Consider the following 23,498-nt stretch of genomic DNA (forward strand, 5'->3'; position numbering starts at 1 on the left):
GATGGCCCGCGTCCCGGACTACCCGAAGTTCTTCGACTCGCCCCGGTAGGTCGGCACCGTCTCGACGACCTCGGCCCCCCGGACGAGGTGCACCCGGTCGAACCGCTCCATCATCTCGCCCGCCTTGGCGTGCCGGAGCCAGACGCGGTCCCCGGTGTGCAGCGCGCCGTCGGGCGACAGCCCGCGTGCCACGTGCAGCGGCGTCTGGACCTCGCCCGTGCCCTCCGGGCCGCTCAGCGCGTACCCGGGCGTGAAGAGGCGCGGCACCCGCGCGGCGCCCGCCTTGCCGGAGGCCACGTACCCGCCCGCGAACGCCGTCACCCAGCCGGGGGCGGGCTCCCGTACGACGTCCAGCCCGAAGAACGCCGCGGGACGCGCCTGGAAGGAGCGGTAGCCGTCGAACAGGCCGGGTGCGTACAGGCCGGAGCCGGACGTCACCTCGGTGACGCCGGGCGCGCCGCCGCTCACCTCGATCGACCCGGTCCCGCCGGCGTTCACGAGCTCGACCTCCTGCCCGACGGCGTCCCGCACCGCCGCGAGGATCCGCACCCGGCGCTCGTTGACCTCGCGCATCGAGAGGCGCTTGACGAGCCGGACGGCGGGGCTGGTGTCCGGGAGGCCGGCCACCTGGGCCTCGTAGAACATGAGGCCGCGCACCGCCAGGCCCTTCGCCTGGGCGACCGTCGCGAGGGCCGCGACGTCGCCGGGCTCGCGCAGGGGCGAGCGGCGCACGCCGAGGTGGGCGGTGAGCCGCCCGAAGCCGACGCGCAGCGAGCAGTCCACGTCCACGCAGACCTTGATCGGGTCGCGACTCGCCGCGCCGTCCGCCCCGGCGACAAGCTCCTCGGCGGTAGCGATCAGGCCGAGGTGGGCTACGGAGTCGATCATCAGGGTGATCTCGGCCCGGGCCGTGGGATCGGCCGCCAGCTCGGCGAGGGCCTCCGCGTCCACCGTCGGATAGCCGACCAGTACGTCGTGCATACCCTCGCTGACCAGCCACAACGCCTCACGAAGCGAGTACGCCATGACGCCGGCGAACCCGTGCCCGAGTGCGCGCTCGACGAGGGAACGCACGCGGACCGACTTCGACGCGACACGAACAGGGACGCCGTCGGCCCGCTTGAGGAGGTCGAGCGCGTTCGTGTCGAACACGTCCAGGTCGACGACGGCGACGGGCGCGGGCAAGCCGGACGTGGCGGCGGACAGCCGCGCGGCGGTGTCTGCTGCGGAGCTCATGACCGAACGCTACTCCCCCGCCCCGGGCGCACGGCAGAGGACCGCCCGACTCGCCCGGTGCGCGGTCTCGCCCCGGATCGGGCCCTAGTTCGTGCCGCGAGCGCATGGGATAGTGCTCCCGTGATCTGGACGAACTGGGCGCGCAACGTCAGCGCCACACCCGCACGGCACGAGCAGCCGGCCTCCGAGGACGAGCTGTCCGACGCCGTGCGCCGCGCCGTGAAGGACGGGCACCCGGTCCGCGTGGTCGGCGGCGGGCACTCGTTCATGCCGGCGGCCGCCACCGACGGCGTGCAGCTCAACCTCGATCACCTGAACGCCCTGCACCGCGTCGAGCGCGACCCCGACACGGGCCACGCCCTGGTCACCGTGGGTGCGGGCATGCGGCTGCACCAGCTCAACCGGATCCTGGCCGAGCGCGGGCTCGCCATGCAGAACCTCGGCGACATCGACCAGCAGTCGGTCGCCGGCGCGATCTCCACCGGCACGCACGGCACCGGCGCCCGGTTCGGCGGCCTCGCCACCCGTGTGCGGGCCCTGACGGTGGTGGGGCCCGACGGCGACGTCACCCGCGCAACGCCCACCGAGCGGCACGACCTGTTCGAGGCGTCCCGCCTCGGACTCGGCGCAACGGGCGTGCTCAGCACCGTGACCATCGAGGCCGTCTCCGCCTTCGACCTGCACGCCGTCGAGGAGCCCTGGCCCCTGGACCGGGTCCTCGAGGAGCTCGACCACCTCGTCGCGGACAACGATCACTTCGAGTTCTACTGGTTCCCCACCACGCGCCGGGCACTGACCCTGCGCAACATGCGGGTCGAGGCCGGGACGAGCGCGGGATCGGGCCTCGGGCACCGGGTGCGCAAGGCCGCCGGGGCGGCCCGGTCCTTCCTCGACGAGGAGGTGCTGTCGAACGGGCTCTTCGAGACGGTCAACCGGATAGCGACCACGTTCCCCGCGGCGACGCCCACGCTCAACGCGGTCTCGGCCCGCGCCCTGAGCGCCCGCCGGTACACGGCGCCGTCGCACGACGTGTTCTGCACCAACCGCCGCGTGCGCTTCCGCGAGATGGAGTACGCGGTGCCGCGCGCCGCCGTCGTGGGCGTGCTGGGCGAGCTCGACGCCTGGCAGCGGTCGACGGGCGAGAACGTGCCGTTCCCGGTCGAGGTGCGCTTCGCGCCCGCGGACGACGTGTGGCTCTCCACGGCGTACGGCCGCGAGACCGCGTACGTGGCCGTCCACCAGTACTGGCGGCTGCCGTACGCGCGTTACTTCGACGCCGCCGAGCAGATCTTCACGGCTGCGGGAGGGCGTCCGCACTGGGGCAAGATGCACAGCCTCGACGCCGAGTACCTGGCCGGTCAGTACCGTCGCTTCCCGGACTTCCGCCGGGCGCGCGATGCGGCCGACCCCGAGGGCGTGTTCGCCAACCCCTACACCCAGCGGGTCTTCGGCTGAACCTGCCCGGGTAGAGCCCGAGCCCTGGCCCTCACGGCTCCATGTCGTCGAACACGTCGTGGGCCAGGTCGGCGAACCCGGCGCGCGCGGCCGCGTCGTCCTGGTCGACCATCCACGCGAGCTCGATGCCGTCGATGCGCAGCGCCGTCGTCCGCGCGAGCGCGTCGATATCGGTACGGAACTTGACGTTGGCGACGTCGGCCAGCCGCTGCAGGTACTCCCGGGTCATCGTGATGCTCTGCTTGAGGTGCGCCTGCGCCACCTCGCGCAGCACCGGCGTCCGCGCGCCCGAGACCGCGAACTCGAAGGTCAGCAGCCGCATGTGCTGGTGCTGCTTGAGGCCCAGCAGCAGCGCGTCGACGGTGGCCTCGGCGAGCGTCGGCCGGTCCGGCCCGGCACCGAGCGCCGCCAGCACGGGCTCCGACGCCCGCATCGCGATGCTGCGGCCCATGGCCCGCAGCATCGCGTCCTTGTCGTCGAAGCAGTAGTGCACGGTGCCCAGCGAGATCCCGGCCTCCTGCGCCACGCGACGCACGGTCACGGACTCGACGCCCTCACGCAACGCCACGCTCAGGCCGGCCTCGACGATCTCGGCCCGGCGCTCGTCCAGCGGCTTGCGCTTGTTCATGCCTTGTCCCCGCAACCGGGCACCACGAGCGCCGTCGCGATCGCGGCGACACCCTCGCCGCGGCCGGTCAGGCCGAGCGCATCGGTAGTGGTCGCGGTCAGGGAGACGGGCGCGCCGGCGGCGGCGGAGAGAGCCGCCTGTGCCTCGTCGCGCCGCGTGCCGACTCGAGGATGGTTTCCGATCACCTGGACTGCCACGTTACCGATCATGTACCCCGAAGCCCGAACGCGCCTCGCGGCTTCCGCGAGCAGCGTGGTCCCGGAAGCGCCCGCCCACTCGGGACGCCCCGTCCCGAAGTGCGACCCGAGGTCGCCCAGGCCCGACGCCGAGAACAGCGCGTCGGCCGCGGCGTGCGCGGCCACGTCGGCGTCGGAGTGCCCGGCCAGGCCGCGCTCCCCAGGCCAGAGCAGGCCCCCGAGCCACATCTCGCGGTCCGAGCCGTCCGGCGCGAACGCGTGCACGTCGACACCGATCCCGGTGCGCGGCAGGGGGTACGCGGCCGGGGCCGGACCCGCGGGGTCCGGCGTGCTCGACGGGTCGGTCATGCGTTGGTCTCCTGCAGCACGAGGGACGCGAGCCACAGGTCGCGTTCGGTGGTGATCTTGAAGGCGGCGGCGTCCCCCGCGACGATGTGAACCGGTTCGCCGAGGGCCTCGACCAGGCCGGCGTCGTCGGTCGCTGCGAGGTGCTCCGCCAGGGCCCGGGCCGCCCCGGTGCGGTGGGCGCGCACCAGCAGGTCGCGGGCGAACCCCTGGGGCGTCTGCACGGCACGCAGCATCGAGCGGTCCGGCGTGCCGGTGACGAGCTCAGCGTCGCCGTCCGGACGCACCTGCTTCACCGTGTCGGTGACGGGCAGGCCGGGCACGACGGCGCCATGGCCGTTGCGGACGGCGCCCACCACCCGCCGGATCAGCTCCGGCGGGACGAGGGGGCGCGCGGCGTCGTGCACCAGCACCACGTCGTCACCGGGCCTGGCGAGCGCCAGGCCCGCGGCGACGGACGCCTGGCGGGTCGGGCCGCCGTCGGTCACCTCGACGGGGACCTGCACGCGCGGATCATCGGCCAGGAGGTCGGTCATGACGCCGACGAGGCCGTCCGGCGCGGTCACGACGATGGAGTCCACAACGCCCGACGCCGCCAGGCGTCGGGCGGCGTGCAGCACGAGCGGAAAGCCGTCCAGCTCCACCAGAGCCTTGGGCAGGTCGCGCCCCAGTCGGGATCCCGAGCCGGCGGCCGTCAGGATTGCAAGGGTCGTCATCTCGTCGGGGTCCCCACAGGATCATGATTGAAGCGAAGGATCCCGTTGGGGCGCGAGCACCGGGGGTCCTGACAAGTGCGTCAGTAGTGCTTGGGATCCTGTGGGTGGGTCAGGAAGCGAGAACCTCGTCGAGGATCGCTTCCGCCTTCTCCTCTTCGGTGTGCTCGGCCAGCGCGAGCTCGGACACGAGAATCTGCCGAGCCTTTGCGAGCATTCGCTTCTCACCTGCGGAAAGGCCGCGGTCGGCGTCTCGGCGGGAAAGGTCGCGAACGACCTCGGCCACCTTGATGACGTCGCCGGACGCAAGCTTCTCAAGGTTCGCCTTGTAGCGGCGTGACCAGTTGGTGGGCTCTTCGGTGTACGGCGCACGGAGGACCTCGAACACGCGATCGAGACCCTCTTGGCCGACGACGTCGCGTACACCCACAAGGTCGACGTTTTCCGCCGGGACCTCGATGGTGAGGTCACCCTGAGCGACCTTGAGCTTGAGGTACATCTTTTCTTCGCCGCGAATCTTGCGGGTCTTGATCTCTTCGATCAGCGCCGCGCCGTGGTGCGGGTAGACAACCGTCTCGCCTACTGTGAACGTCATCTGCAGATGTCCCCTTTCCCTGAAACCAGGTTACCACGGCGTGATCTGGAGAACTTGCACCCTTGGCGTTCCCCCAACCCCGTTCAGGGTGGCGTTTACGCAGGTCAGAGCGCTGCGAGCAGGGCAGAGCAAGGTCGTCACCACCCCTTGGTCCTCGATCGGATCGTTCCGCACCCGTGACTGTTGCCACTCCCTGACCGGGCAATTCGCCTCCGGTAACGATGCGCGGGCACACCCGCGGGCCCACTAAGATGTGGCGGGGATCCGACCCCGCCCGAACCAGACGAACATCAGGGAGTTCACCGTGTCCCGTCGCGCCACCGCCGCCCGAGGCGCCCGCACCATCGCCGTCGCGGCGGTAGCCGCAGCGGGGGCCCTCCTCCTGGCGGCCTGCGCCCCGACCACCACGACGCTGACCTACGACCCGTCCGACGGCGTCGGCGTCTCCGTCCTGGGCGAGGACGACAGGGACCTGCGCGGCATCAACCTCATGGTCGTGTCGGCCGCCGAGGGCGAGGCAGGCAACGTCCTGGGCGCGCTGGCCAACGAGACCGCTGACGACGTCTCCTTCACGCTCGAGGCCCCGGGCGCCTCCCCCGTCACCGTGGCCGTCCCCGCGGGCTCCACCGTGTACCTGGGCACCGAGACCGGTGAGCCCGTCCAGCTCGACACAGTGGGCGCCGCGCCCGGCGACTACCTCGACGCGACGCTGACCGTCGGCAGCGACACCAAGGAGTTCCAGCTCCCGGTCTTCGACGGCACCCTGCCGGAGTACGCGGACTACCTGCCGGTCGCCGCGGTGGCGCCGTCGCCGTCCGCGTCGCCCTCCCCATCGGAGTGACCCCGCCGAGATAGAACCCTGGCGAGGGGTAGAACTGCAGCGAGATAGAACTCTGGCGAGGCGGCACAGCGGTGCTACCTCGCCAGAGCTCTATCTCGCTGCAGTTCTATCTCGGCAGGACGGCGATCGTCAGCCGAAGCGGCCCGAGACGTAGTCCTCGGTGGCCTTCTCGGCGGGCGACGAGAAGATCGTCGCGGTGTCGTTCATCTCGATGAGGCGGCCCGGCTTGCCGGTGCCCGCGATGTTGAAGAACGCCGTCCGGTCGCTCACGCGTGCGGCCTGCTGCATGTTGTGCGTGACGATGACGATCGTGTAGTCCTTCTTGAGCTCCTGGATGAGGTCCTCGATCGCCAGCGTGGAGATCGGGTCCAGGGCCGAGCACGGCTCGTCCATGAGCACCACCTGCGGCTTCACCGCGATTGCGCGGGCGATGCAAAGACGCTGCTGCTGGCCGCCCGACAGGCCGGAGCCCGGTCGGTCGAGGCGGTCCTTGACCTCGTTCCAGAGGTTGGCGCCGCGCAGGGACGACTCGACCAGGTCCTCAGCGTCGGACTTGGAGATCTTGCGGTTGTTCAGCTTGACGCCCGCCAGCACGTTGTCCTTGATGGACATCGTCGGGAACGGGTTCGGGCGCTGGAACACCATGCCGATGTTCCGGCGAACCGCCACCGGGTCGACGTCGACGCCGTACAGGTCGACGCCCTCGAGCTCGACCTTGCCCTCCACGTACGCGCCGGGGATCACTTCGTGCATACGGTTGAGGGTGCGTAGGAAGGTCGACTTGCCGCAGCCCGACGGGCCGATGAAGGCCGTGACGGACTTCGGGTCGACGGTCATGGAGACGCCCTCGACAGCGCGGAAGTCGCCGTAGTAGATGTTGACGTCCTTGACGTCTATACGCTGGGCCATCTGTCTGTTCCTTCGGGCTGTGTCTTCGGGTGAGCTGAGGTGTGGGCAGGTCAGCGGGTCTTCGGTGCGAACCAGCGGTTCACGAGGCGACCGGCGACGTTGAGCAGCATCACGATCACGATCAGTGTCAGGGCGGCACCCCACGCGTTCTGGATGGCGATGTCCGCGACGCAGTTCGCCTGGCCCTCACGACAGGTTGCGAGACCTTGGCTGTACTGCCGATAGATGAACACGGGCAGCGTCATCATGCGACCCTCGGACGGGTCGAAGTTGATCGAGTCCGTCACTCCGACGGCGACCAGAAGGGGCGCCGTCTCGCCGATGACGCGGGCGATGGCCAGCAGGACGCTGGTGGTCAGGCCCGCCACCGCGGTACGGAGGACCACACGGATGATCGTGAGCCACTTGGGCACGCCGAGCGCGTACGACGCCTCACGAAGCTCGTTGGGCACGAGCTTGAGCATCTCCTCGCAGGACCGCACCACCACGGGGATCATCAGTACCGACAGCGCGACGGCGCCGATGATGCCGAACCGCGCACCGGCACCGAAGAAGATGGTGAACAGCGAGACCGCGAAGAGGCCGGCCACGATCGACGGGATGCCGGTCATGACGTCCACGAAGAACGTCACCGCCCTGGCCAGCGGGCCGCGCCCGTACTCGACCAGGTAGATGGCGACGAGGATGCCGATCGGCACGGAGATCAGCGTGGCGCAGCCGGTGATGATCAAGGTTCCCATGACCGCGTGGTAGATGCCGCCGCCCGGATCACCGCCGAAGATGCCACGCATCGAGTAGGACAGGAAGTCGATGGTCACGCGCCCCGCACCGTTGAACAGCACGGTCCAGAGGAGCGAGACCAGAGGCACCATCGCCAGCAGGAAGGCGAACCAGATGAGCGCGGCCATGATGCGGTCGGTGCGCCGGCGGCGCGGCTCGGCCGTGGTCAGGAGCGCACGCGTGCGCTCGGTGGCGTCAAGGGTCGACGTGTCGGCGCTCATCAGTTGGCCCCCGAGAAGTCCTTGCGGCGGGCAACGATGGCCCGAGCGGCCATGTTCACCGCCAAAGTGATAACGAACAGCGCGAGGCCCGTGGCGATCAGCGCGTTGACGGCCAGGCCGCTCGCCTCCGGGAAGTCCAGGGCGATGTAGGCGGCGATCGTCTGCTGCTGCGCCGCCTGGAGGATCTTGAACGAGTACAGGAAGCCGGGCGACAGGATCATCAGCACGGCCATGGTCTCGCCGAGCGCGCGGCCCAGACCGAGCATCGCCGCCGAGATGACGCCGGACTGGCCGAAGGGCAGGACCGCCGTGCGGACCATCTCCCAGCGCGTGGCGCCGAGGGCGAGGGCCGCCTCCTCGTGCAGCTTCGGAGTCTGCAGGAAGACCTCCCGCGAGACCGCGGTGATGATCGGCAGGATCATCACCGCGAGCACCACGGAGACGGTGGCAAGCGTGCGCGCCGTCGGCGACACGTTGCCGGCAAAGAGCGGGAACCACCCGAACCACTCGTTCAACCAGGTCCATACGGGAGCGACGGCCGGCGCCAGGACTGCGACGCCCCAGAGGCCGTAGACGACCGAGGGGATCGCCGCGAGCAGGTCCACGAGGTAGCCCAGGATCTGGGCGAGCCGGCGCGGAGCGTAGTGCGAGATGAAGAGCGCGATGCCCATGGCCACCGGGGTGGCCATCAGCAGGGCCAGCACAGCCGCGAGGAGCGTGCCGAAGACCAGCGGTCCCACGTACGCGAGGAACGACGTGTCGTCGGGGTACCGCGGAACGGCGTCGGCCAGCTCCGCCTCGCTCGCCGTCATGGCGGGCCATGCCCGGACGATCAGGAACAGCGCCACCGCGGCGAGGGTCGCGAGGATCAGGGCACCGGAGCCCGTCGCGATCCAGCGGAATGTCCGGCTGAAGCCCCGTTCGGTGTCGCCGCTCGACCGTCGCCGCCGGACCGGCGCCACGGGAGCGGGCGGGCTGTCAGTGGTCGTCACAGATGTTCCTCGGCTCGTCGTGTCTGTGTTGAGGTAAGCCTGACACGGCCATGCCGGTGGTCGGGCCACGAGCGCCTGCTGTGCTCGTGCGGCCCGACCACCGGCCGGGTGCGGTGCCAGGTACTGCTGGCGGCTGAGATCAGCCGGCGGCCGTGATCGCCTCGACCGACGGCAGGAACTGGTCACGCAGCTCGGACGAGAGCGGGGCGGAGCCCGCCGAGTCGGCAGCGGCGGCCTGGCCCTCGTCGCTCAGGATGTAGCTGTAGAAGCCCTTGACGAGATCCGCGGTGGCGGCGTCCTCGTACGTGGCGCAGGCCAGGTGGTACGACACCAGCACGATCGGGTAGGTACCCGCGATGTCGCGCTTCAGGTCGTAGGCGAAGACGTGGTCGCTGGTGCCCTCGACGCGGGGCGAGCCCTCGACGACGGCGGCGGCGGCCTCGGGGGTGTACTCGACGAACTCGTCGCCGACACCCACGTGCGCCGTGCCCAGGTCAGCGATCTGCGACGCGTCTGCGTAGGTGATGGTGCCCTCGCCGGCCTGCGCGGCGCTCACCACGCCGGAGGTGCCCTGCGCGGACTCCTGGCCCTCGATCGGCCAGATGCCCTCGGGCTCCCAGGTCCACACGTCCGGGACCACCGTGTTCAGGTACTCCTGGAAGTTCTCGGTGGTACCCGAGTCGTCCGAGCGGTGCACGACCGTGATGTCGGTGCTGGGCAGGTCGGCGTCCGGGTTGTCGGCGGCGATCGCCTCGTCGTCCCAGGCGGTGATCTCGCCGGCGAAGATCCCGGCGATGGCCTCCGGGGTGAGGTTCAGGGTGTCGATGCCCTCGAGGTTGAAGGCGACGGCCACCGGTGAGATGTACCCGGGGTACTCGACGACTCCGCCCTCACCGCACTGCGCCTCGGCGTCGGCCATCTCCTCGTCGTCCAGCGCGGCGTCCGAGCCGGCGAACGGGAAGGCGCCCGAGATGAAGCTCTCGCGGCCACCACCCGAGCCGACCGGGTCGTAGTTCACGGTCACGTCCGGGTTCTGGCTCTGGAAGCCGGCACGCCAGGCCTCCATCGCGGACTCCTGCGACGACGCGCCGCCGCCGTTGAGCTCGCCAGAGAGGTCCAGGGCGGACTCGGAACCTTCGCCGCTGGGGTCGGCGCCGGGGTCGGACCCGCAGGCTGCGAGGCTCAGCGCGAGCGCGCCCACCATGACAGCGGAGCCAACGCGGGGGAATCGGCTGATCTTCACGTGTCGTTCCATCCTGTTCAAGTCGTACGCGCGGCGAGCGCCGCGGCGTCAGTCGGGACGCTAGGCAGGTGGAGTGACCTGCTCACCAGGTCCAGGTAAACGGAGGGTGAACAACCCCGCGAAACGCGGGTGATACGCAACACGGTCACCATGGCACGCCCTGGAGCTCTCCACCTGCCAACGGCCCGTGCTATCCGTCCGCCTCGTCGTCCGGGCGGTCGCGGGTCAGGTAGATCGACTTCGCGGCGTCGCCGATCCACTCCTGCAGGTCGCTGGAGATGACCGCGCTGCCCGTCGCGCCGGCGGCGCGCTGCTGCCCCTCGGCGGACGCGACGTACGCGACGAACTCCTTGACGAAGTTCCCCTTTGCCTTGTCCTCGTACCGCGAGCACACGACCAGGTAGGACACGAGCACCATCGGGTAGGCGAAGGGCTTGTCGATGGTCCGGTCGAGGACGAACGCGAGGTCGTGCTCGTAGCGGTTCTCGATCCGCGGCGACACGTCGACGACGGCGGCCGCGGCATCAGCGCTGTAGGCCACGTACTCGTCGCCCACCTTGATGGACACGCGGCCGAGGTCGGTGGTGCGCGAGGCGTCCGCGTACGTGATGCCGCCCGGCGTCGAGCGCACCGTGTCCGTCACGCCGCCGGTCCCCTCCGCCGCGAAGCCCTCCTGCGACGGCCACAGGCCGTCCGGCTCGAACGGCCATGACTGGGGCGTGGTCGCGTGCAGGTAGTCGGTGAAGTTCTCGGTGGTGCCCGAGTCGTCGGACCGGTGCACCGGTGTGATGCCCAGGGCGGGCAGCTTGGCGTCGGGGTTGACCGCGGCGATCGCCGGGTCGTTCCACTGGGTGATCTGCCCCGTGAAGATCCGCGCGATCAGGTCCGAGGACAGGTTGAGCTGGTCGATGCCCTCGAGGTTGAAGGCCACGGCGATCGGGCTGATGTAGACCGGCAGGTCGATGGCGTTGCCGCCGTCGCAGGCCGGGCCGGACGCCGCCATCTCCTCGTCGCTCAGTGCGATGTCGGAGGCCCCGAAGGCCGTCTCGCCCGCGAGGAAGGACTCGCGGCCGTCGCCCGAGCCGATGGGGTCGTAGCTGATCGCCGCCTTGGGGTGCTGCTCCTGGAACCCGGTGATCCACGCTTCCATCGCCGACTCCTGGGACGAGGCACCGGCCCCGTGGAACTCACCGACGATAGCGGGCTGCGGGTCGGCGCTGGGTTCGTCGCCCGCCCCGAAGCCCGGCATCTCGATCGCGGCGCAGCCCGCGAACGGCAGCACGAGGGCGCCTGCGGTGGCAGCAGAGACGAGGCGGGTGTACCGGGAGGTGCTCACGGTTCGCGAAACTACTCACGGGCTCCGTCCCGCGAGCAAACACCGGGTGAACGGAAGGTGACCAGAGCCGCGAGGGCCCAGTGAGGTGCGACACCGGACGGCCGCACCTTCACGGGTTTCACCCCTCGTCGTCGGCCAGCTTGTAGCCCAGGCCACGCACCGTCAGGAGGAACTTGGGCGAGCCCGGGTCCGGCTCGATCTTCGAGCGGATGCGCTTCACGTGGACGTCGAGAGTCTTGGTGTCGCCCACGTAGTCCGCGCCCCAGACCCGGTCGATGAGCTGGCCGCGGGTCAGCACCCGGCCGGCGTTCCGCATCAGCAGCTCGAGCAGGTCGAACTCCTTGAGCGGCAGGGCCACGCTGTCCCCGCTCACGGCGACGGTGTGCCGCTCGACGTCCATCCGGACCGGGCCGACCTCGAGCACGCCGTCCGCGTCGTGCTCCGTCGAGTCGGTGGGCTGGCGGCGGCGGAGCACGGCCCGCACCCGGGCGAGCAGCTCGCGGTACGAGTACGGCTTGGTGACGTAGTCGTCGGCACCGAGCTCCAGGCCCACCACCTTGTCGATCTCGGAGTCCTTGGCGGTCAGCATGATGACCGGCACGTCGCCGCGAGCCCGCAGCTCCCGGCACACCTCCGTGCCCGACAGCCCCGGCAGCATCAGGTCGAGCAGCACGAGGTCCGCCCCCTCCGCGTCGTACGCGGCGAGCGCGGAGTTGCCGTCGGCGGCCTCGATCACCTCGAACCCCTCGCGGGTCAGCTGGTACGTCAGCGGGTCCCGGTACGACTCCTCGTCCTCAACCACCAGGATGCGCGTCACGCACCTACCTCCTCGTTCTTCGTGGCCCCGTGTTCGGTGGCCTTGTGCTGGTCCTGCTGGTCCTGCACCTCGCCCTCTCGGACGACGTCCGAGAGGGGTGGCGGTGTGACCCGGCCGGCACGGTTCCCGCCGGTGGGCCGGTCCGCGGACGGGATCCGCAGCGTGAAGGTCGAGCCCCGGCCCGGCTCGGACCACATCGTGACGTCGCCACCGTGATCGGCCGCGACATGCTTGACGATGCTCAGGCCCAGGCCGGTGCCACCAGTGTCGCGCGAGCGCGCGGGATCCACCCGGTAGAACCGCTCGAAGACGCGGTCCTGCGCATCCTCCGCGATCCCGACGCCCTGGTCCACCACGGCGATCTCGACGAGGCCCGCCCGCTCGCTCACCCCGACGCCCACGCGGCTGGCGGGTCCGGAGTAGGCGACGGCGTTGTCGACCAGGTTGCGGACCGCGGTGACCAGGAGGTTGTGGTCGCCGTAGACCTCGGTGTCCAGGTCCCCGCCCATCGTGATCGCGATGTTCTTGGACTGGGCGGTGGTGCGCGCCCGGTCGACCGCCTCCTCCACCACCTCACGGATCGGGACCGGCGTCAGCTTCGGCACCGCGCCCGCGCCCTGCAGGCGCGACAGCTCGATGATCTCCTGCACCAGGGCGGACAGCCGGACCGCCTCGCGCTGCATACGCTCGGTGAACCGGCGGACGGCGACCGGGTCGTCCGCGGCGTCGGCCACCGTCTCGGCGAGCAGCGCCAGCGCGCCCACCGGCGTCTTCAGCTCGTGGGACACGTTGACCACGAAGTCGCGGCGGATCGCCTCGACGCGGCGCGCCTCCGTGCGGTCCTCCGCCAGCACCAGCACCCGCTCCAGACCCAGCGGCGCCACGCGCACCTGCAGCAGCACGGTGCCCTGGCCCACCGGGCCGCGGGCCAGCTCGAGCTCCTGCTCGCGGATCACGCCGTCGCGCCGCACCAGGGCCACCAGGTCCGTGATCGCCGGGTGCACGAGCGTGTCGTTGCGCACCACGCCCAGCGCGTAGGCCGGCGGGGACGCGCGGATCACCTCGTCCTCGCCGTCGAGCACGACGGCGGCCGAGCGCAGCACCGAGAGCACCCGGACGAGGCCCGCGTCGAGCTCGTCGGGTTCGGCCTGAGGGAGGGCATGCTGCTGCCGGTCGGAGACGCGGAAGGCCAAGGTGGCCACCACGCCGACGATCACGCCGAGAATTCCGGCGGCCAGCACCGGCACCCCGGAGATGATTCCGTCCACGCCTCCAGGGTAGGTCGACGTTTCAACCGCTGATCGACGAGGGCGGGCGGACGGACGATCGTGTCGCCTACTGTTCATGTCAGGGAGGAAGAGCGTTAACCTCCCGGTACATCGCGACGTCGAACCTTGGCGGGTGCGGGCGGTAGCTGCGCCGTGGGCCGTTCCGGGACTTGTCCGGAGCGGCCGGCCCGGCCGCGCGTCGGCCCTGCCCGCCTGACGGCGGCGTGACAGCGGACGCGAAGCCGTCCGCGCGCCCCGAGTGCGAGAGGAAACCGATGCGAGAGATCTTCGATGCCGAGCTGCAGCAGGTCGGAGACGACCTGACCGAGATGAGCAGGCTCGTCGAGTCCGCCATCACCCGTGCCGGAAGGGCGCTGCTGGAGGCCGACCTTCAGCTCGCACAGGAGGTGATCGCCTCCGACAAGACCATCGACGCCATCGAGGACTCGCTCGACGAGCGGTGCGTCCACCTGCTCGCCCAGCAGGCGCCGGTGGCCACCGACCTGCGGATCGTCGTGAGCGCGCTGCGGATGAGCGCCTCCCTGGAGCGCATGGGCGACCTCGCCCGGCACGTGGCACAGGTGGCGCGCGGTCGCTACCCCGCGCAGGCGATCGTGCCCGAGGCGCGGGAGACATTCGAGAAGATGCACGACGCCGCCGTCCGCGTGGCCCAGCGCACCACCAAGCTGCTCGCGACCCGCGACCTCACCGTGGCCGAGGCCCTCGAGCGGGACGACGACATCATCGACGCGCTGCACCAGGAGACGTTCAACCTGCTCCTGGCGCCGGAGTGGCAGGGCACCGTCCAGGAGTCCGTCGACGTGACGCTCGTGGGCCGCTACTACGAGCGGTTCGGCGACCACGGGGTGTCGGTCGCTCGGCGCGTGACGTTCCTCGTCACCGGAGACTTCCCGGACGAGTAGGGCGCTCGCCCCGGCTCCGCCGTCGAGCACGTTGTTGCCGCTTCCAAGGCTTGGAGGCGGCAACAGCTGTCTGCGCGCCGATGGCAGGATGGAGCCATGACCTACACCCTCGTGCTGCTCCGCCACGGCGAGAGCGAGTGGAACGCGAAGAACCTGTTCACCGGCTGGGTGGATGTAGCCCTCTCCGAGAAGGGGGTCGAGGAGGCCAAGCGCGGTGGCGCGCTCCTCAAGGAGGCCGGCGTGAACCCGGACATCCTGCACACGTCGCTGCTGCGCCGCGCGATCATGACGGCGAACCTCGCGCTCGACGTCGCCGACCGGCACTGGATCCCGGTCAAGCGCAGCTGGCGCCTCAACGAGCGCCACTACGGCGCGCTGCAGGGCAAGGACAAGAAGCAGACGCTCGCGGAGTTCGGCGAGGAGCAGTTCATGCTGTGGCGCCGCTCGTACGACGTGCCGCCGCCGGAGATCGAGCTGGGCTCCGAGTTCAGCCAGGATGCCGACCCGCGGTACGCCGACGCCCCCGTCGTCCGTACGGAGGCCCTGAAGCTCGTGCTCGAGCGCGCCCTGCCGTACTGGGAGAGCGAGATCGTGCCCGACCTCAAGACCGGCAAGACCGTGCTCGTCGCCGCCCACGGCAACTCGCTGCGGGCCCTGGTGAAGCACCTCGACGGCGTCTCCGACGAGGCCATCGCCGGGCTGAACATCCCGACGGGCATCCCGCTGGTCTACGAGCTCGACGAGGAGACCCTGGCCCCCGTGAAGCCGGGTGGCACCTACCTCGACCCCGAGGCCGCGAAGGACGCGATCGCCGCGGTGGCCAACCAGGGCCGCTGACCCCTCTCAGACCGCCGAGGCAGAACTGTGGCGAGGTAGAACCAGGGCATCGCGCTCTGGTCCTACTTCGCCACAGCTCTAATTCGCCACATGACCTCGGCGCAGCTCGTTATCTCGCGGTGTGGTGTTTTCTTGCCTGCTCGTAGACGTCCAGCATCTCGTCGGCCGCGCGGTCCCAGCCGAACCTGGTAGCCGACTCACGGGCGCCCACGGCCAGGCGGGCGCGCAGCTCGTCGTCGTCCAGGAGGCTCTTGAGGACCAGGGCCCAGGTCTCGGGCTCGTGGTCGGGCACGAGGACGCCGGAGACGCCGTCCTCGACGACCGTGCACAGGCCGCCCACCGCCGCCGCCACGACCGGCGTACCCGACGCCTGGGCCTCCGCCGCGACCAGGCCGAACGACTCGCTGTGCGACGGCACCGCCACCAGGTCGGCCGCCCGGAAGTAGCCGGCCAGCGCCTGCTGCGGCACCGGGGGCCGCACGCGCACGTGCGCGGCCACCCCCTCCTGGTAGGCGAGCGCCTCGAGCTCGCGGACGGCGGTCGGGCGCCCGGAGGCGCCGCCCAGCACCACGAGCAGCGGCGGCTGCCCGCCCCCTTCCGACCAGACCCGCTCCCCCAGCGCCCGCACCAGCACGTCGGGCCCCTTGAGCAGCTGCACGCGCCCCGCGAACAGGACGATCTTCCGGTCCACCGGCAGTGCGAGCCGCTCGCGCAGCTCGGCCCGCTGCCGGTCACGGTCCGCAGGGTGCTGCGCCGCGGGGTCCCGCTCCGCCGGGTCCTGCGCCGCCGGATCCCGCTCCGCGTCGTCGGGCAGCGGGGAGAACACCCCGAGGTCCACCCCGGGCTGCACCACGTGGACCAGGTCGGGGTCGGCGTGGTAGTCGCGCACCAGGTCGGCGGCCTCCTGGTCCGTGTTGGCGACCAGCGCGTCGGCCTCGGCGACCACCTGCTCCTCGCCGATGATCCGGCCCTGCGGCTCGGGTGCGTCCCCCGGCGCGAGGGAGGCGTTCTTCACGCGCGCCATGGTGTGCATGGTGTGCACCAGCGGCACGTCCCAGCGCTCCGCCGCGATCCAGCCCACCTGGCCGGACAGCCAGTAGTGCGTGTGCAGCACGTCGTACCAGCCCTCGGGGCGGTGCGCCTCGGCGCGCAGCAGGCCCGCGGCGAACGCGCAGAGCTGTCCGGGCAGGTCGTTCTTGTCCAGCCCCTCGTACGGCCCGGCGGACACGTGGATGACGCGAATGCCGGGTTCGGGGTCGGTCACCTTGGGCTGGGCCGACGACGTCGCCCGCGTGTAGATCTCCACCTGCGCGCCACGCCGGGCGAGCGCCCGGGACAGCTCCAGCACGTACACGTTCATGCCGCCGGCGTCGCCCGTGCCGGGCTGCTCCAGCGGCGAGGTGTGCACGGAGACCATCGCGATCCGGAGCGGGCGGGCCGCGTCCGGCTCGACGAGGTCTGGCGGCAGGCTGTCGCGCATCACGCCTCCAGGACGCACGCTGGCACGGGCAGCTCCAGTCGGTCCGTGATCTCACCCTTGCCCGACGCGCGGTCGAGCCGGATCGCGACCAGCTCGTCGGTGTTCTGCGCCGCCACGACCACGAGGTCGCCGTCGGCCAGGACCGCGTGGTGGCGCGGCCACGCGCCCGCACCGAGCGGGACGTCGCAGACGTTTTCGATGACCAGGTGCCCGACCGCGCCGGGTACGGAGTCGTCAAGGCCGTCCGGTGTCGCGGCCGCGTCACGCACCCGGAGCACCGACAGGACGTCCGGGCCGCGCACGCCCACGTGCACGAGGTCGCCGGCGACGGTGAGGTGCGAGGGGTACCCGGCGGCGCCGTCGGACATGGTGCGCCCGGTGATCGCCACCGAGCCGACGTGTTCCAGCCTGCCCGGCCCGGCCGGGACCAGGACGTGCAGGCGGCAGTCGAGCTCGCCGACGAGCAGGATCGTGCCGTCGGGCAGCTCGACCAGGTGGCGCGGGCCCGTGCCGGGCGGCAGGACGGCGGCCACCTGGCCGCCCGGCGCCTCGGGGACGCCCGACGGGCCGGAGCCGTCGAGCGGGTAGGTGCGCAGCTCGTCGGTGCCGAGGTCGGACACGAGGACGCGGTCCCCCCACACGTGCACGAAGTGGGCGTGCGGCCCCTCCTGCCGGTCCGCGACCGGGCCCGTTCCCGCATGCGGGAACGTCCGCGGCGCGCCGAGCGCGCCGTCCCCGGCCAGCGGCACGACGGCGGCGACGCCGTCGCCGTAGTTCGCGACCCAGGCCGCGGTGTCGGTGGCCACCACGTGGCACGGGCCCGAACCGCCCGAGGCGGCCGTGCCCGCTGGGGCGAGCGCGCCGGCGTCGGACACGTGGAAGGACGCGAGGGCGCCGGGCTCGGACTCGGTCACCGTCACGAGCGTGCGACCCGACGGGTCCAGCGCGAGGAACGACGGCGAGGCGACCGGCGCGACCAGCTCGCCGCCCGCGAACTTTCCGCTCGGGCCGATGGCGACGCGCCAGATGCCCTCACCGGTGCCCGGCCCGGCGTCTGCCTTGGGGTAGGTGCCGATCCACAGGGCGGAGGGGATAGTCATGCGATCAGCCTAATGACGTCCGAGGCGTGCTTCGGCCGGAATGCACGACGCCCCGGCCGCCCCTCGATGAGGGGCACCGGGGCGCACTGGGCCGTCGTGACTGCGTCGGCGTCAGCCGTTCGCCTTCGCGTAGGCGTCCTGGACCTCTGCCGCGATACGGCCACGGTCACTTACCGTGTAGCCGTTCGCCTTGGCCCATTCACGGACCGCGGCGGTGTCGCTGCCGGAACGGGACCGTCGCGTAGTGGCGGTCCGCGCAACCGGCGACTTCACCTTGCGTGCGTGACCGACCCACGTTGCGAGCGCGTCACGCAGCTGAGTCGCGTGCTCGGCGTTGAGGTCGATCTCGTAGGAGACGCCGTCGAGGCCGAAGTTCACGGTCTCGTCGGCGGAACCGCCAATGACGTCATCTTCGAGAACAAGCTGAACCTTCTGAACCATACGGGTGCTTCCCTTCCGCGCCACAAATTCCGGGGTTAGTTCGCGAGCATGCCGCACTCAATCTTGACATGTCAATAATGAGCATGTGACACCGATCACGAAAAATTCACCCGAGACGGTGAACTACGCGGATTTGATCTGCGAAGACGGGTGCGGATAACCTCGGCCGCGCGGATCAGCGCGAAGCGGAATTCTCCGTGTTTTCCGCCGCTGCCGCGATCGCGTCGCGGTCCATTCGCTCGAGAGCCTCACGCTCGTGGCGGTCCGCCCGGATGATCTTGCGCATCGCAAACCAGAACAACAGGCCGACGCCCACTGAGGGCGTGAGCCCGGCGAGCACCGCAAGCGTCATATCCATCACAAGATCCTCACAAACTCATCTGCGCGGTCGAATTCCTCAGGCCTGCGGCTTCACCAGCGGGAAAAGGATGGTCTCCCGGATGCCCTGGCCGGTCAGCGCCATGAGCAGACGGTCGATGCCCATGCCCATTCCGCCCGAAGGCGGCATCGCGAATTCCATCGCGGTCAGGAAGTCCTCGTCCAGCAGCATGGCCTCGTCGTCGCCGGCAGCGGCCATCCTGGCCTGCGCCTCGAAGCGCTGCCGCTGGACCACGGGGTCGACGAGCTCGGAATAGCCCGTGGCCAGCTCGAAACCGCGCACGTACAGGTCCCACTTCTCGACCTGGCCCTTTTCCGAGCGGTGGTCGCGGGTGAGGGGTGACGTCTCGACGGGAAAGTCCCGCACGAACGTCGGCGCCGTCAGGTGGTCGCCCACCTGGTGCTCCCAGAGGGTCTCGACGAGCTTTCCGTGATTCAGGATCTTCTTGTTGCCGACCTCGACATCGAGCCGCTGGGCGATCTTCTCGAGTTCCTCCGCAGAGGTGTCGGCGGTGATCTCCTCGCCCAGGCTTTCGGAGAGCGAGTCGTACATCCGCAGGTTTGCCCATTCCCCGCCCAGCTCGTACTCGGAACCGTCCGCAAGAGGCACGAGCGTGGTGCCGAGAACGTCCTGCGCGGCGGTCTGCACCAGATCCTGGGTGAGAGCGCCGATGGTGTTGTAATCACCGTAGGCCTCGTACGCCTCGAGCATGGCGAACTCCGGCGAGTGCGACGAGTCCGCGCCCTCGTTACGGAAGTTCCGGTTGATCTCGAAAACCTTCTCGACGCCGCCGACGACCGCCTTCTTCAGGAAGATCTCAGGCGCGATGCGCAGGAAGAGCTCCAGGTCGTACGCATTCATGTGCGTCGAGAAAGGCCGCGCCGACGCGCCCGAGGCAATGGTCTGCAGCATCGGCGTCTCTACCTCGAGAAAGCTGCGGCGGTAAAAATTCTCCCGCAGAGAACGCACCACGCCGGCACGCAGGCGCACCATGTCGCGCGCGGCAGGGCGGGCGATCAGGTCCACGTAACGCTGGCGGACCCGCGCCTCTTCGGAAAGGTCCTTGTGCAGCACAGGGAGCGGGCGCAGCGCCTTGGCCGCCATCCGCCACTCGTCGGCGAAGATGCTCAGCTCGCCGCGCCTCGACGCGCCGGCGCGGCCGTGCAGGAAGAGGTGGTCGCCCAGGTCGACGTCGGTCTTGAACGCCGCCAGTGCCTCCTCGCCGAGCACGGCCAGGCTCAGCATGCCCTGGAGGCGGTTGCCCTCGCCGTCCTGCAGCGTGACGAAGCACAGCTTGCCGCCGATGCGGATGAACACCACCCGGCCCGCGACGCCCACCACGTCGTCCGTCTCCTGGCCGGCCTCGAGGTGCCCGTACTTCGCCCGGACCTCGGCGATGGTGTGGGTGACCGGGACGGTGACCGGGTAGGCCTCGACACCCTGCGCCAGGAGGCGCTCACGCTTCTCGCGCCGGATCCGCAGCTGCTCGGGCAGGTCGTCGGTCGGCGGGGTCGCGGCGCTGGAGGCAGCGGGGTTCTCGGTCGTCACGGATGCGATTCTATCGGGGGTACAAGCTCAAATTTCCCGCTGTGACGCACGGCGCTCGGCCGTGCACCGGCGGCTCAGGCCCGGAGATCCAGGGCCAGGTCCAGGATCGGGGCGCTGTGGGTCAGGGCGCCGACCGACAGGAAGTCCACGCCCGTTGCCGCGACCTTCCGCGCCCGGTCGAGCGTCAGGTTGCCGGTCGCCTCGAGCTCGACGTGCGCCGGGACGCCGTCGTGCCCCTCCCGGGCGCGGACGGCGGCGACCGTCTCGGCGAGGAGGCCGGGCTCCATGTTGTCGAGCAGCAGGAAGTCCGCGCCCGAGGCCAGCGCCTCCAGGGCCTGGGCGGTCGTATCGGCCTCGACCTGCACCTGCACGTCCGGGAATCTCTCGCGGACGGCGCGGATCGCGGCGGCGACCGACCCGGCGGCGACCACGTGGTTGTCCTTGACCATGGCGACGTCGTACAGGCCCATGCGCTTGTTGGTGCCGCCGCCTGCGCGCACCGCGTACTTCTGCAGGGCGCGCAGGCCCGGCGTGGTCTTGCGGGTGTCGAGCACCTGCGCGCCCGTGCCCGCGAGCTCGCGCGCGAAGGCGCGGGTCGCGGTCGCGACGCCGGACGCGCGGCTCGCCAGGTTGAGCAGGGTCCGCTCGGCCACGAGCAGCACCTGGGTGCGGCCCTCCAGCGCCGCCAGGACCTGGCCCGCGGTCACGGCGTCGCCGTCCTGCGCGTGGAAGGTGACCTCCGGGGCCGGCAGGCCCAGCCGGGCCGCCACCTGGTCCAGGACCTCCGGCACCACCACAAGGCCCGCGACGACGCCGTCCTCGCGCGCCACGAGCTCCGCCACTCCGGTGGCCGACGGCGGGATGGTCGCCTGCGAGGTCACGTCCCGGCCCGGGGCAGGGCCGAGGTCCTCGTCGAGGGCGACCTCGACGACCCGGGCGACCCAGGCGGCGTCGAGCCCAGGGGTGACCGTGGAGGGGGTGGCGAAGACGGGAAGGCTGCTCACTGGCCCACCGTATCCGCGGCGTCGGCTGCGCCGGCGTCGTCGACCATGGTCTGGAGCGTCCGCTCCGAGTCCGCGAGGTAGCGGTTCAGGTCGGCCGCGGCGCCGTCGGCGTCGCCGGCCAGGAAGCGGCGCAGCAGGCCGGCGTTGCGGTCGACGAAGCCGTCGAAGAACGCGCCGTTGTCGCCCAGCAGGCCGAACGACAGGCGCAGCTCGGCGGAGAGGTTCGCGTGCACGCGGTCGAGGCGGGGGCTGCCCGCGAGCGCCACGATCCCCGAGTGGAACCGCATGTTGGCGGCGGCGATGTCGCGCCAGTCGCCGCCGAGCCGGGCTGCGAGGGCCGCGTCGACGGCGTCCCGCATCATGCGGGCTCCCGGGTGGGCCGGGTCGCCCGCGGCGAGCACCGGTACCTCGATGAGCCGCCGGACGCGGTAGATGTCGACGATGTCGGCGAGGGCGGGCTTCGCGACGGCGACGCCCGCGTTGGGCCGCCGGACCAGGAGGCCCTCGTGGACCAGGATGCGGAAGGCCTCGCGCAGGGTGTTGCGGGAGACGTCGAGCGACTCGCTCACCGACTGCTCCGAGAGCCGCTGTCCGGGGGTCAGCCGTCCGGTGACGATGAGCTCGCGGATGGCGTCTGCGCTGCGTTCTGCGCGGTCCGGCTTCACGGGGCCAGTCTACGGACCGCTTGGGCCGGTGCTGGCGGCCTGGCCACCCTTCGCCCGGACGGTTCGTTGAACAATGCGACGGCGTTGGGCGCGAGAGGGACTCATCGCGGGGGTTGTGCGCCAGCAGTGGAGCCGTGTCATGATCGACAAGGTCTCGCAATACGGATGAAACAACCAAGCGAGACCATCCTGACTGTTGAACAATCCGGCTCACCACAACGACCAGGAGGACGCCATGTCCGACACGAGCCACGAGCCCGCGACCACGCCCGCCGAAGCGCCGCCGGAAACCTCGCCGGCCGGGGTCGGACGGTTCGCGTCCGCACGGCGCCGCTCCCTGCTGGGCGCCCTCTTCCTCATGGCGACGTCCGCCATCGGACCTGGCTTCATCACCCAGACCGCCACCTTCACCCAGCAGCTCGGCGCCGCGTTCGCGTTCGGCATCCTGGCCTCGATCCTCCTGGACCTGGCCGTACAGATGAACGTGTGGCGCATGATCACGCTGACCGGCAAACGCGCGAGCGTGCTGGCCAACGACGCCCTGCCGGGCAGCGGCTACGTGCTGGCCGTGCTCATCGTCTTCGGCGGCCTGATCTTCAACATCGGCAACACCGCGGGCGCCGGCCTGGGCCTGAACGCCCTGTTCGGCCTCGACCCCCGGATCGGCGGGGCGATCAGCGCCGTCATCGCCATCGCGATCTTCCTCGCCAAGCGCGCCGGGGCCGTCGTCGACCGGGTGGTGATCGTCGCCGGCGTGGTGATGATCGTGCTCACCGTGATCATCGCGATCCTGTCCGACCCGCCCGTCGGCGACGCGATCAGGCAGACCGTGCTGCCCGACACCGTCGACTTCGCCACCATCACCACGATCGTGGGCGGCACCGTGGGCGGGTACATCACGTACGCGGGTGCGCACAAGCTGCTCGACTCCGGCACGGCGGGCCCCGAGCACATCGCCGAGGTGAACCGGGCGGCCGTCAACGGGATCCTCGTCACCGGCATCATGCGGTACGTGCTGTTCCTGGCGATCCTCGGCGTCGTCGCCTCCGGCGTCGTGCTGGACGTGGCCGGCAACCCGGCCGCCGACGCGTTCTCCGCGGCGGCCGGCGAGACCGGCCTGCGCATCTTCGGCGCGGTGTTCTGGATCGCGGCGATCACCAGCGTCATCGGGTCGGCCTACACGTCGGTCTCGTTCCTGCCCGTGTTCTCCGCCAGGATCACGGGCCGGGCCGCCGACCTGTGGACGGTGGGCTTCATCGTCGTCTCGCTGGTGATCTACCTGGCGATCGGCACGGCGCCCGCCACCCTGCTCGTTTTTGTGGGCGGTGTGAACGGCCTCATCCTGCCCATCGGCCTGACCCTGTTCATGTACATCGGCTGGTTCCGCGGCTCGCTCCTGGGCAGCCTTCGCTACCCGCGGTGGCTCCTGGTGGTCGGAACCCTGGCCGCCGTGGTCACCTGGTACATGGCGGTCAACGCGGTGGGCCCGATCTTCGACCTGCTGTCCGCCTGAGCTCCGGCCGGGCACCTCGACACACTGATCTC

24 protein-coding genes are annotated in these 23,498 nt (G+C 70.9%); 5 read left to right on the plus strand and 19 right to left on the minus strand.

Annotated elements, in window-relative coordinates:
* Positions 1-18: 18 nt before the first annotated feature.
* Complete coding sequence (locus C8K30_RS12960; RefSeq protein WP_108493319.1) at positions 19-1,236, minus strand: alanine racemase; 1,218 nt, start codon at positions 1,234-1,236, stop codon at positions 19-21.
* A gap of 120 nt (positions 1,237-1,356) precedes the next feature.
* On the opposite strand from C8K30_RS12960, the gene C8K30_RS12965 reads away from it, so the two are divergent.
* A complete protein-coding gene (locus C8K30_RS12965) occupies positions 1,357-2,691 on the plus strand; it encodes a D-arabinono-1,4-lactone oxidase (RefSeq protein WP_108493320.1) in 1,335 nt (444 codons plus the stop codon).
* Positions 2,692-2,722: 31 nt separating this feature from the next.
* Here the strand turns inward: C8K30_RS12965 and C8K30_RS12970 are convergent, their stop codons facing one another.
* From C8K30_RS12970 to C8K30_RS12985, 4 genes are all read right to left on the minus strand, one after another.
* The gene (locus tag C8K30_RS12970) at positions 2,723-3,319 is read right to left on the minus strand and encodes a TetR/AcrR family transcriptional regulator (protein WP_108493321.1); all 597 of its coding nucleotides are present in this window, start codon (positions 3,317-3,319) and stop codon (positions 2,723-2,725) included.
* Positions 3,316-3,864: a 2-C-methyl-D-erythritol 2,4-cyclodiphosphate synthase gene (gene ispF / locus C8K30_RS12975; protein ID WP_108493322.1), complete on the minus strand. Its 549-nt coding sequence runs from the start codon at positions 3,862-3,864 to the stop codon at positions 3,316-3,318. The genes C8K30_RS12970 and ispF overlap by 4 nt, the downstream gene beginning before the upstream one ends.
* Positions 3,861-4,577, minus strand: a complete 717-nt coding sequence (gene ispD, locus C8K30_RS12980) for a 2-C-methyl-D-erythritol 4-phosphate cytidylyltransferase (RefSeq protein WP_108493323.1) — start codon at positions 4,575-4,577, stop codon at positions 3,861-3,863. The genes ispF and ispD overlap by 4 nt, the downstream gene beginning before the upstream one ends.
* A 109-nt stretch (positions 4,578-4,686) precedes the next feature.
* Positions 4,687-5,169, minus strand: a complete 483-nt coding sequence (locus C8K30_RS12985) for a CarD family transcriptional regulator (protein ID WP_020017968.1) — start codon at positions 5,167-5,169, stop codon at positions 4,687-4,689.
* A 304-nt stretch (positions 5,170-5,473) separates the two neighbouring features.
* Between C8K30_RS12985 and C8K30_RS12990 the strand changes: the two genes are divergently transcribed.
* Complete coding sequence (locus C8K30_RS12990) at positions 5,474-6,010, plus strand: hypothetical protein (RefSeq protein WP_108493549.1); 537 nt, start codon at positions 5,474-5,476, stop codon at positions 6,008-6,010.
* 129 nt (positions 6,011-6,139) lie between these two features.
* Here C8K30_RS12990 and pstB read toward each other — a convergent pair whose 3' ends face one another.
* From pstB to C8K30_RS13025, 7 genes are all read right to left on the minus strand, one after another.
* Positions 6,140-6,919 carry a phosphate ABC transporter ATP-binding protein PstB gene (gene pstB / locus C8K30_RS12995; RefSeq protein ID WP_108493324.1) on the minus strand — a complete coding sequence of 260 codons (780 nt, stop codon included), beginning with the start codon at positions 6,917-6,919 and terminating at the stop codon, positions 6,140-6,142.
* Between the two features lie 50 nt (positions 6,920-6,969).
* A complete protein-coding gene (pstA, locus tag C8K30_RS13000; protein ID WP_108493325.1) occupies positions 6,970-7,920 on the minus strand; it encodes a phosphate ABC transporter permease PstA in 951 nt (316 codons plus the stop codon).
* A complete protein-coding gene (gene pstC, locus C8K30_RS13005; protein WP_108493326.1) occupies positions 7,920-8,912 on the minus strand; it encodes a phosphate ABC transporter permease subunit PstC in 993 nt (330 codons plus the stop codon). The genes pstA and pstC overlap by 1 nt, the downstream gene beginning before the upstream one ends.
* 139 nt (positions 8,913-9,051) lie before the next feature.
* A complete protein-coding gene (locus tag C8K30_RS13010; RefSeq protein WP_233257164.1) occupies positions 9,052-10,155 on the minus strand; it encodes a phosphate ABC transporter substrate-binding protein PstS in 1,104 nt (367 codons plus the stop codon).
* Positions 10,156-10,345: 190 nt separating this feature from the next.
* The gene (pstS, locus tag C8K30_RS13015) at positions 10,346-11,491 is read right to left on the minus strand and encodes a phosphate ABC transporter substrate-binding protein PstS (RefSeq protein WP_233257165.1); all 1,146 of its coding nucleotides are present in this window, start codon (positions 11,489-11,491) and stop codon (positions 10,346-10,348) included.
* Positions 11,492-11,609: 118 nt separating this feature from the next.
* The gene (locus tag C8K30_RS13020) at positions 11,610-12,308 is read right to left on the minus strand and encodes a response regulator transcription factor (protein WP_108493328.1); all 699 of its coding nucleotides are present in this window, start codon (positions 12,306-12,308) and stop codon (positions 11,610-11,612) included.
* The gene (locus tag C8K30_RS13025) at positions 12,305-13,576 is read right to left on the minus strand and encodes a cell wall metabolism sensor histidine kinase WalK (RefSeq protein WP_108493329.1); all 1,272 of its coding nucleotides are present in this window, start codon (positions 13,574-13,576) and stop codon (positions 12,305-12,307) included. Before C8K30_RS13025 ends, C8K30_RS13020 begins: the two co-directional genes overlap by 4 nt.
* A 275-nt stretch (positions 13,577-13,851) precedes the next feature.
* Here C8K30_RS13025 and phoU point away from each other — a divergent pair, with 275 nt between their 5' ends.
* Together phoU and C8K30_RS13035 are read left to right on the plus strand one after the other, a co-directional pair.
* Positions 13,852-14,499 carry a phosphate signaling complex protein PhoU gene (gene phoU / locus C8K30_RS13030; protein WP_108493330.1) on the plus strand — a complete coding sequence of 216 codons (648 nt, stop codon included), beginning with the start codon at positions 13,852-13,854 and terminating at the stop codon, positions 14,497-14,499.
* A 96-nt stretch (positions 14,500-14,595) separates the two neighbouring features.
* The gene (locus C8K30_RS13035) at positions 14,596-15,336 is read left to right on the plus strand and encodes a phosphoglyceromutase (protein WP_108493331.1); all 741 of its coding nucleotides are present in this window, start codon (positions 14,596-14,598) and stop codon (positions 15,334-15,336) included.
* Between the two features lie 109 nt (positions 15,337-15,445).
* On the opposite strand, the gene C8K30_RS13040 is transcribed toward C8K30_RS13035, so the two are convergent.
* The 7 genes from C8K30_RS13040 to C8K30_RS13070 form a co-directional block, all read right to left on the minus strand.
* Entirely contained in the window at positions 15,446-16,816 is a 1,371-nt protein-coding gene (locus tag C8K30_RS13040) for a glycosyltransferase (protein ID WP_108493332.1), read from the minus strand.
* Entirely contained in the window at positions 16,816-17,916 is a 1,101-nt protein-coding gene (locus C8K30_RS13045) for a beta-propeller fold lactonase family protein (protein ID WP_108493333.1), read from the minus strand. Before C8K30_RS13045 ends, C8K30_RS13040 begins: the two co-directional genes overlap by 1 nt.
* Before the next feature lie 111 nt (positions 17,917-18,027).
* Positions 18,028-18,357, minus strand: coding sequence for an Lsr2 family protein (locus tag C8K30_RS13050; protein ID WP_108493334.1), 330 nt, complete (start codon positions 18,355-18,357; stop codon positions 18,028-18,030).
* 175 nt (positions 18,358-18,532) lie between these two features.
* Positions 18,533-18,715 carry a hypothetical protein gene (locus C8K30_RS13055; protein ID WP_108493335.1) on the minus strand — a complete coding sequence of 61 codons (183 nt, stop codon included), beginning with the start codon at positions 18,713-18,715 and terminating at the stop codon, positions 18,533-18,535.
* A gap of 39 nt (positions 18,716-18,754) precedes the next feature.
* Positions 18,755-20,284, minus strand: coding sequence for a lysine--tRNA ligase (gene lysS / locus C8K30_RS13060; RefSeq protein ID WP_108493336.1), 1,530 nt, complete (start codon positions 20,282-20,284; stop codon positions 18,755-18,757).
* A gap of 74 nt (positions 20,285-20,358) precedes the next feature.
* Entirely contained in the window at positions 20,359-21,288 is a 930-nt protein-coding gene (gene nadC, locus C8K30_RS13065; RefSeq protein WP_108493337.1) for a carboxylating nicotinate-nucleotide diphosphorylase, read from the minus strand.
* Positions 21,285-21,953 carry a GntR family transcriptional regulator gene (locus tag C8K30_RS13070; RefSeq protein ID WP_108493338.1) on the minus strand — a complete coding sequence of 223 codons (669 nt, stop codon included), beginning with the start codon at positions 21,951-21,953 and terminating at the stop codon, positions 21,285-21,287. Before C8K30_RS13070 ends, nadC begins: the two co-directional genes overlap by 4 nt.
* Positions 21,954-22,188: 235 nt before the next feature.
* Here C8K30_RS13070 and C8K30_RS13075 point away from each other — a divergent pair, with 235 nt between their 5' ends.
* Positions 22,189-23,466, plus strand: coding sequence for an NRAMP family divalent metal transporter (locus tag C8K30_RS13075; protein WP_108493339.1), 1,278 nt, complete (start codon positions 22,189-22,191; stop codon positions 23,464-23,466).
* The last annotated feature ends 32 nt before the right edge of the window (positions 23,467-23,498 follow it).

Origin of the sequence: Promicromonospora sp. AC04 (assembly GCF_003058225.1) — a bacterium.
Lineage (GTDB): Bacteria > Actinomycetota > Actinomycetes > Actinomycetales > Cellulomonadaceae > Promicromonospora.

Coding starts and splice junctions, on each gene's coding strand:
- C8K30_RS13075 (WP_108493339.1), top strand. CDS start 22,189: ATGTCCGACACGAGCCACGAGCCCGCGACCACGCCCGCCGAAGCGCCG.
- pstB (WP_108493324.1), bottom strand. CDS start 6,919: ATGGCCCAGCGTATAGACGTCAAGGACGTCAACATCTACTACGGCGAC.
- C8K30_RS13035 (WP_108493331.1), top strand. CDS start 14,596: ATGACCTACACCCTCGTGCTGCTCCGCCACGGCGAGAGCGAGTGGAAC.
- C8K30_RS12970 (WP_108493321.1), bottom strand. CDS start 3,319: ATGAACAAGCGCAAGCCGCTGGACGAGCGCCGGGCCGAGATCGTCGAG.
- phoU (WP_108493330.1), top strand. CDS start 13,852: ATGCGAGAGATCTTCGATGCCGAGCTGCAGCAGGTCGGAGACGACCTG.
- C8K30_RS12985 (WP_020017968.1), bottom strand. CDS start 5,169: ATGACGTTCACAGTAGGCGAGACGGTTGTCTACCCGCACCACGGCGCG.
- ispF (WP_108493322.1), bottom strand. CDS start 3,864: ATGACCGACCCGTCGAGCACGCCGGACCCCGCGGGTCCGGCCCCGGCC.
- pstA (WP_108493325.1), bottom strand. CDS start 7,920: ATGAGCGCCGACACGTCGACCCTTGACGCCACCGAGCGCACGCGTGCG.
- C8K30_RS12960 (WP_108493319.1), bottom strand. CDS start 1,236: ATGAGCTCCGCAGCAGACACCGCCGCGCGGCTGTCCGCCGCCACGTCC.
- C8K30_RS13050 (WP_108493334.1), bottom strand. CDS start 18,357: ATGGTTCAGAAGGTTCAGCTTGTTCTCGAAGATGACGTCATTGGCGGT.
- C8K30_RS13040 (WP_108493332.1), bottom strand. CDS start 16,816: ATGCGCGACAGCCTGCCGCCAGACCTCGTCGAGCCGGACGCGGCCCGC.
- C8K30_RS13055 (WP_108493335.1), bottom strand. CDS start 18,715: ATGGATATGACGCTTGCGGTGCTCGCCGGGCTCACGCCCTCAGTGGGC.
- C8K30_RS13045 (WP_108493333.1), bottom strand. CDS start 17,916: ATGACTATCCCCTCCGCCCTGTGGATCGGCACCTACCCCAAGGCAGAC.
- ispD (WP_108493323.1), bottom strand. CDS start 4,577: ATGACGACCCTTGCAATCCTGACGGCCGCCGGCTCGGGATCCCGACTG.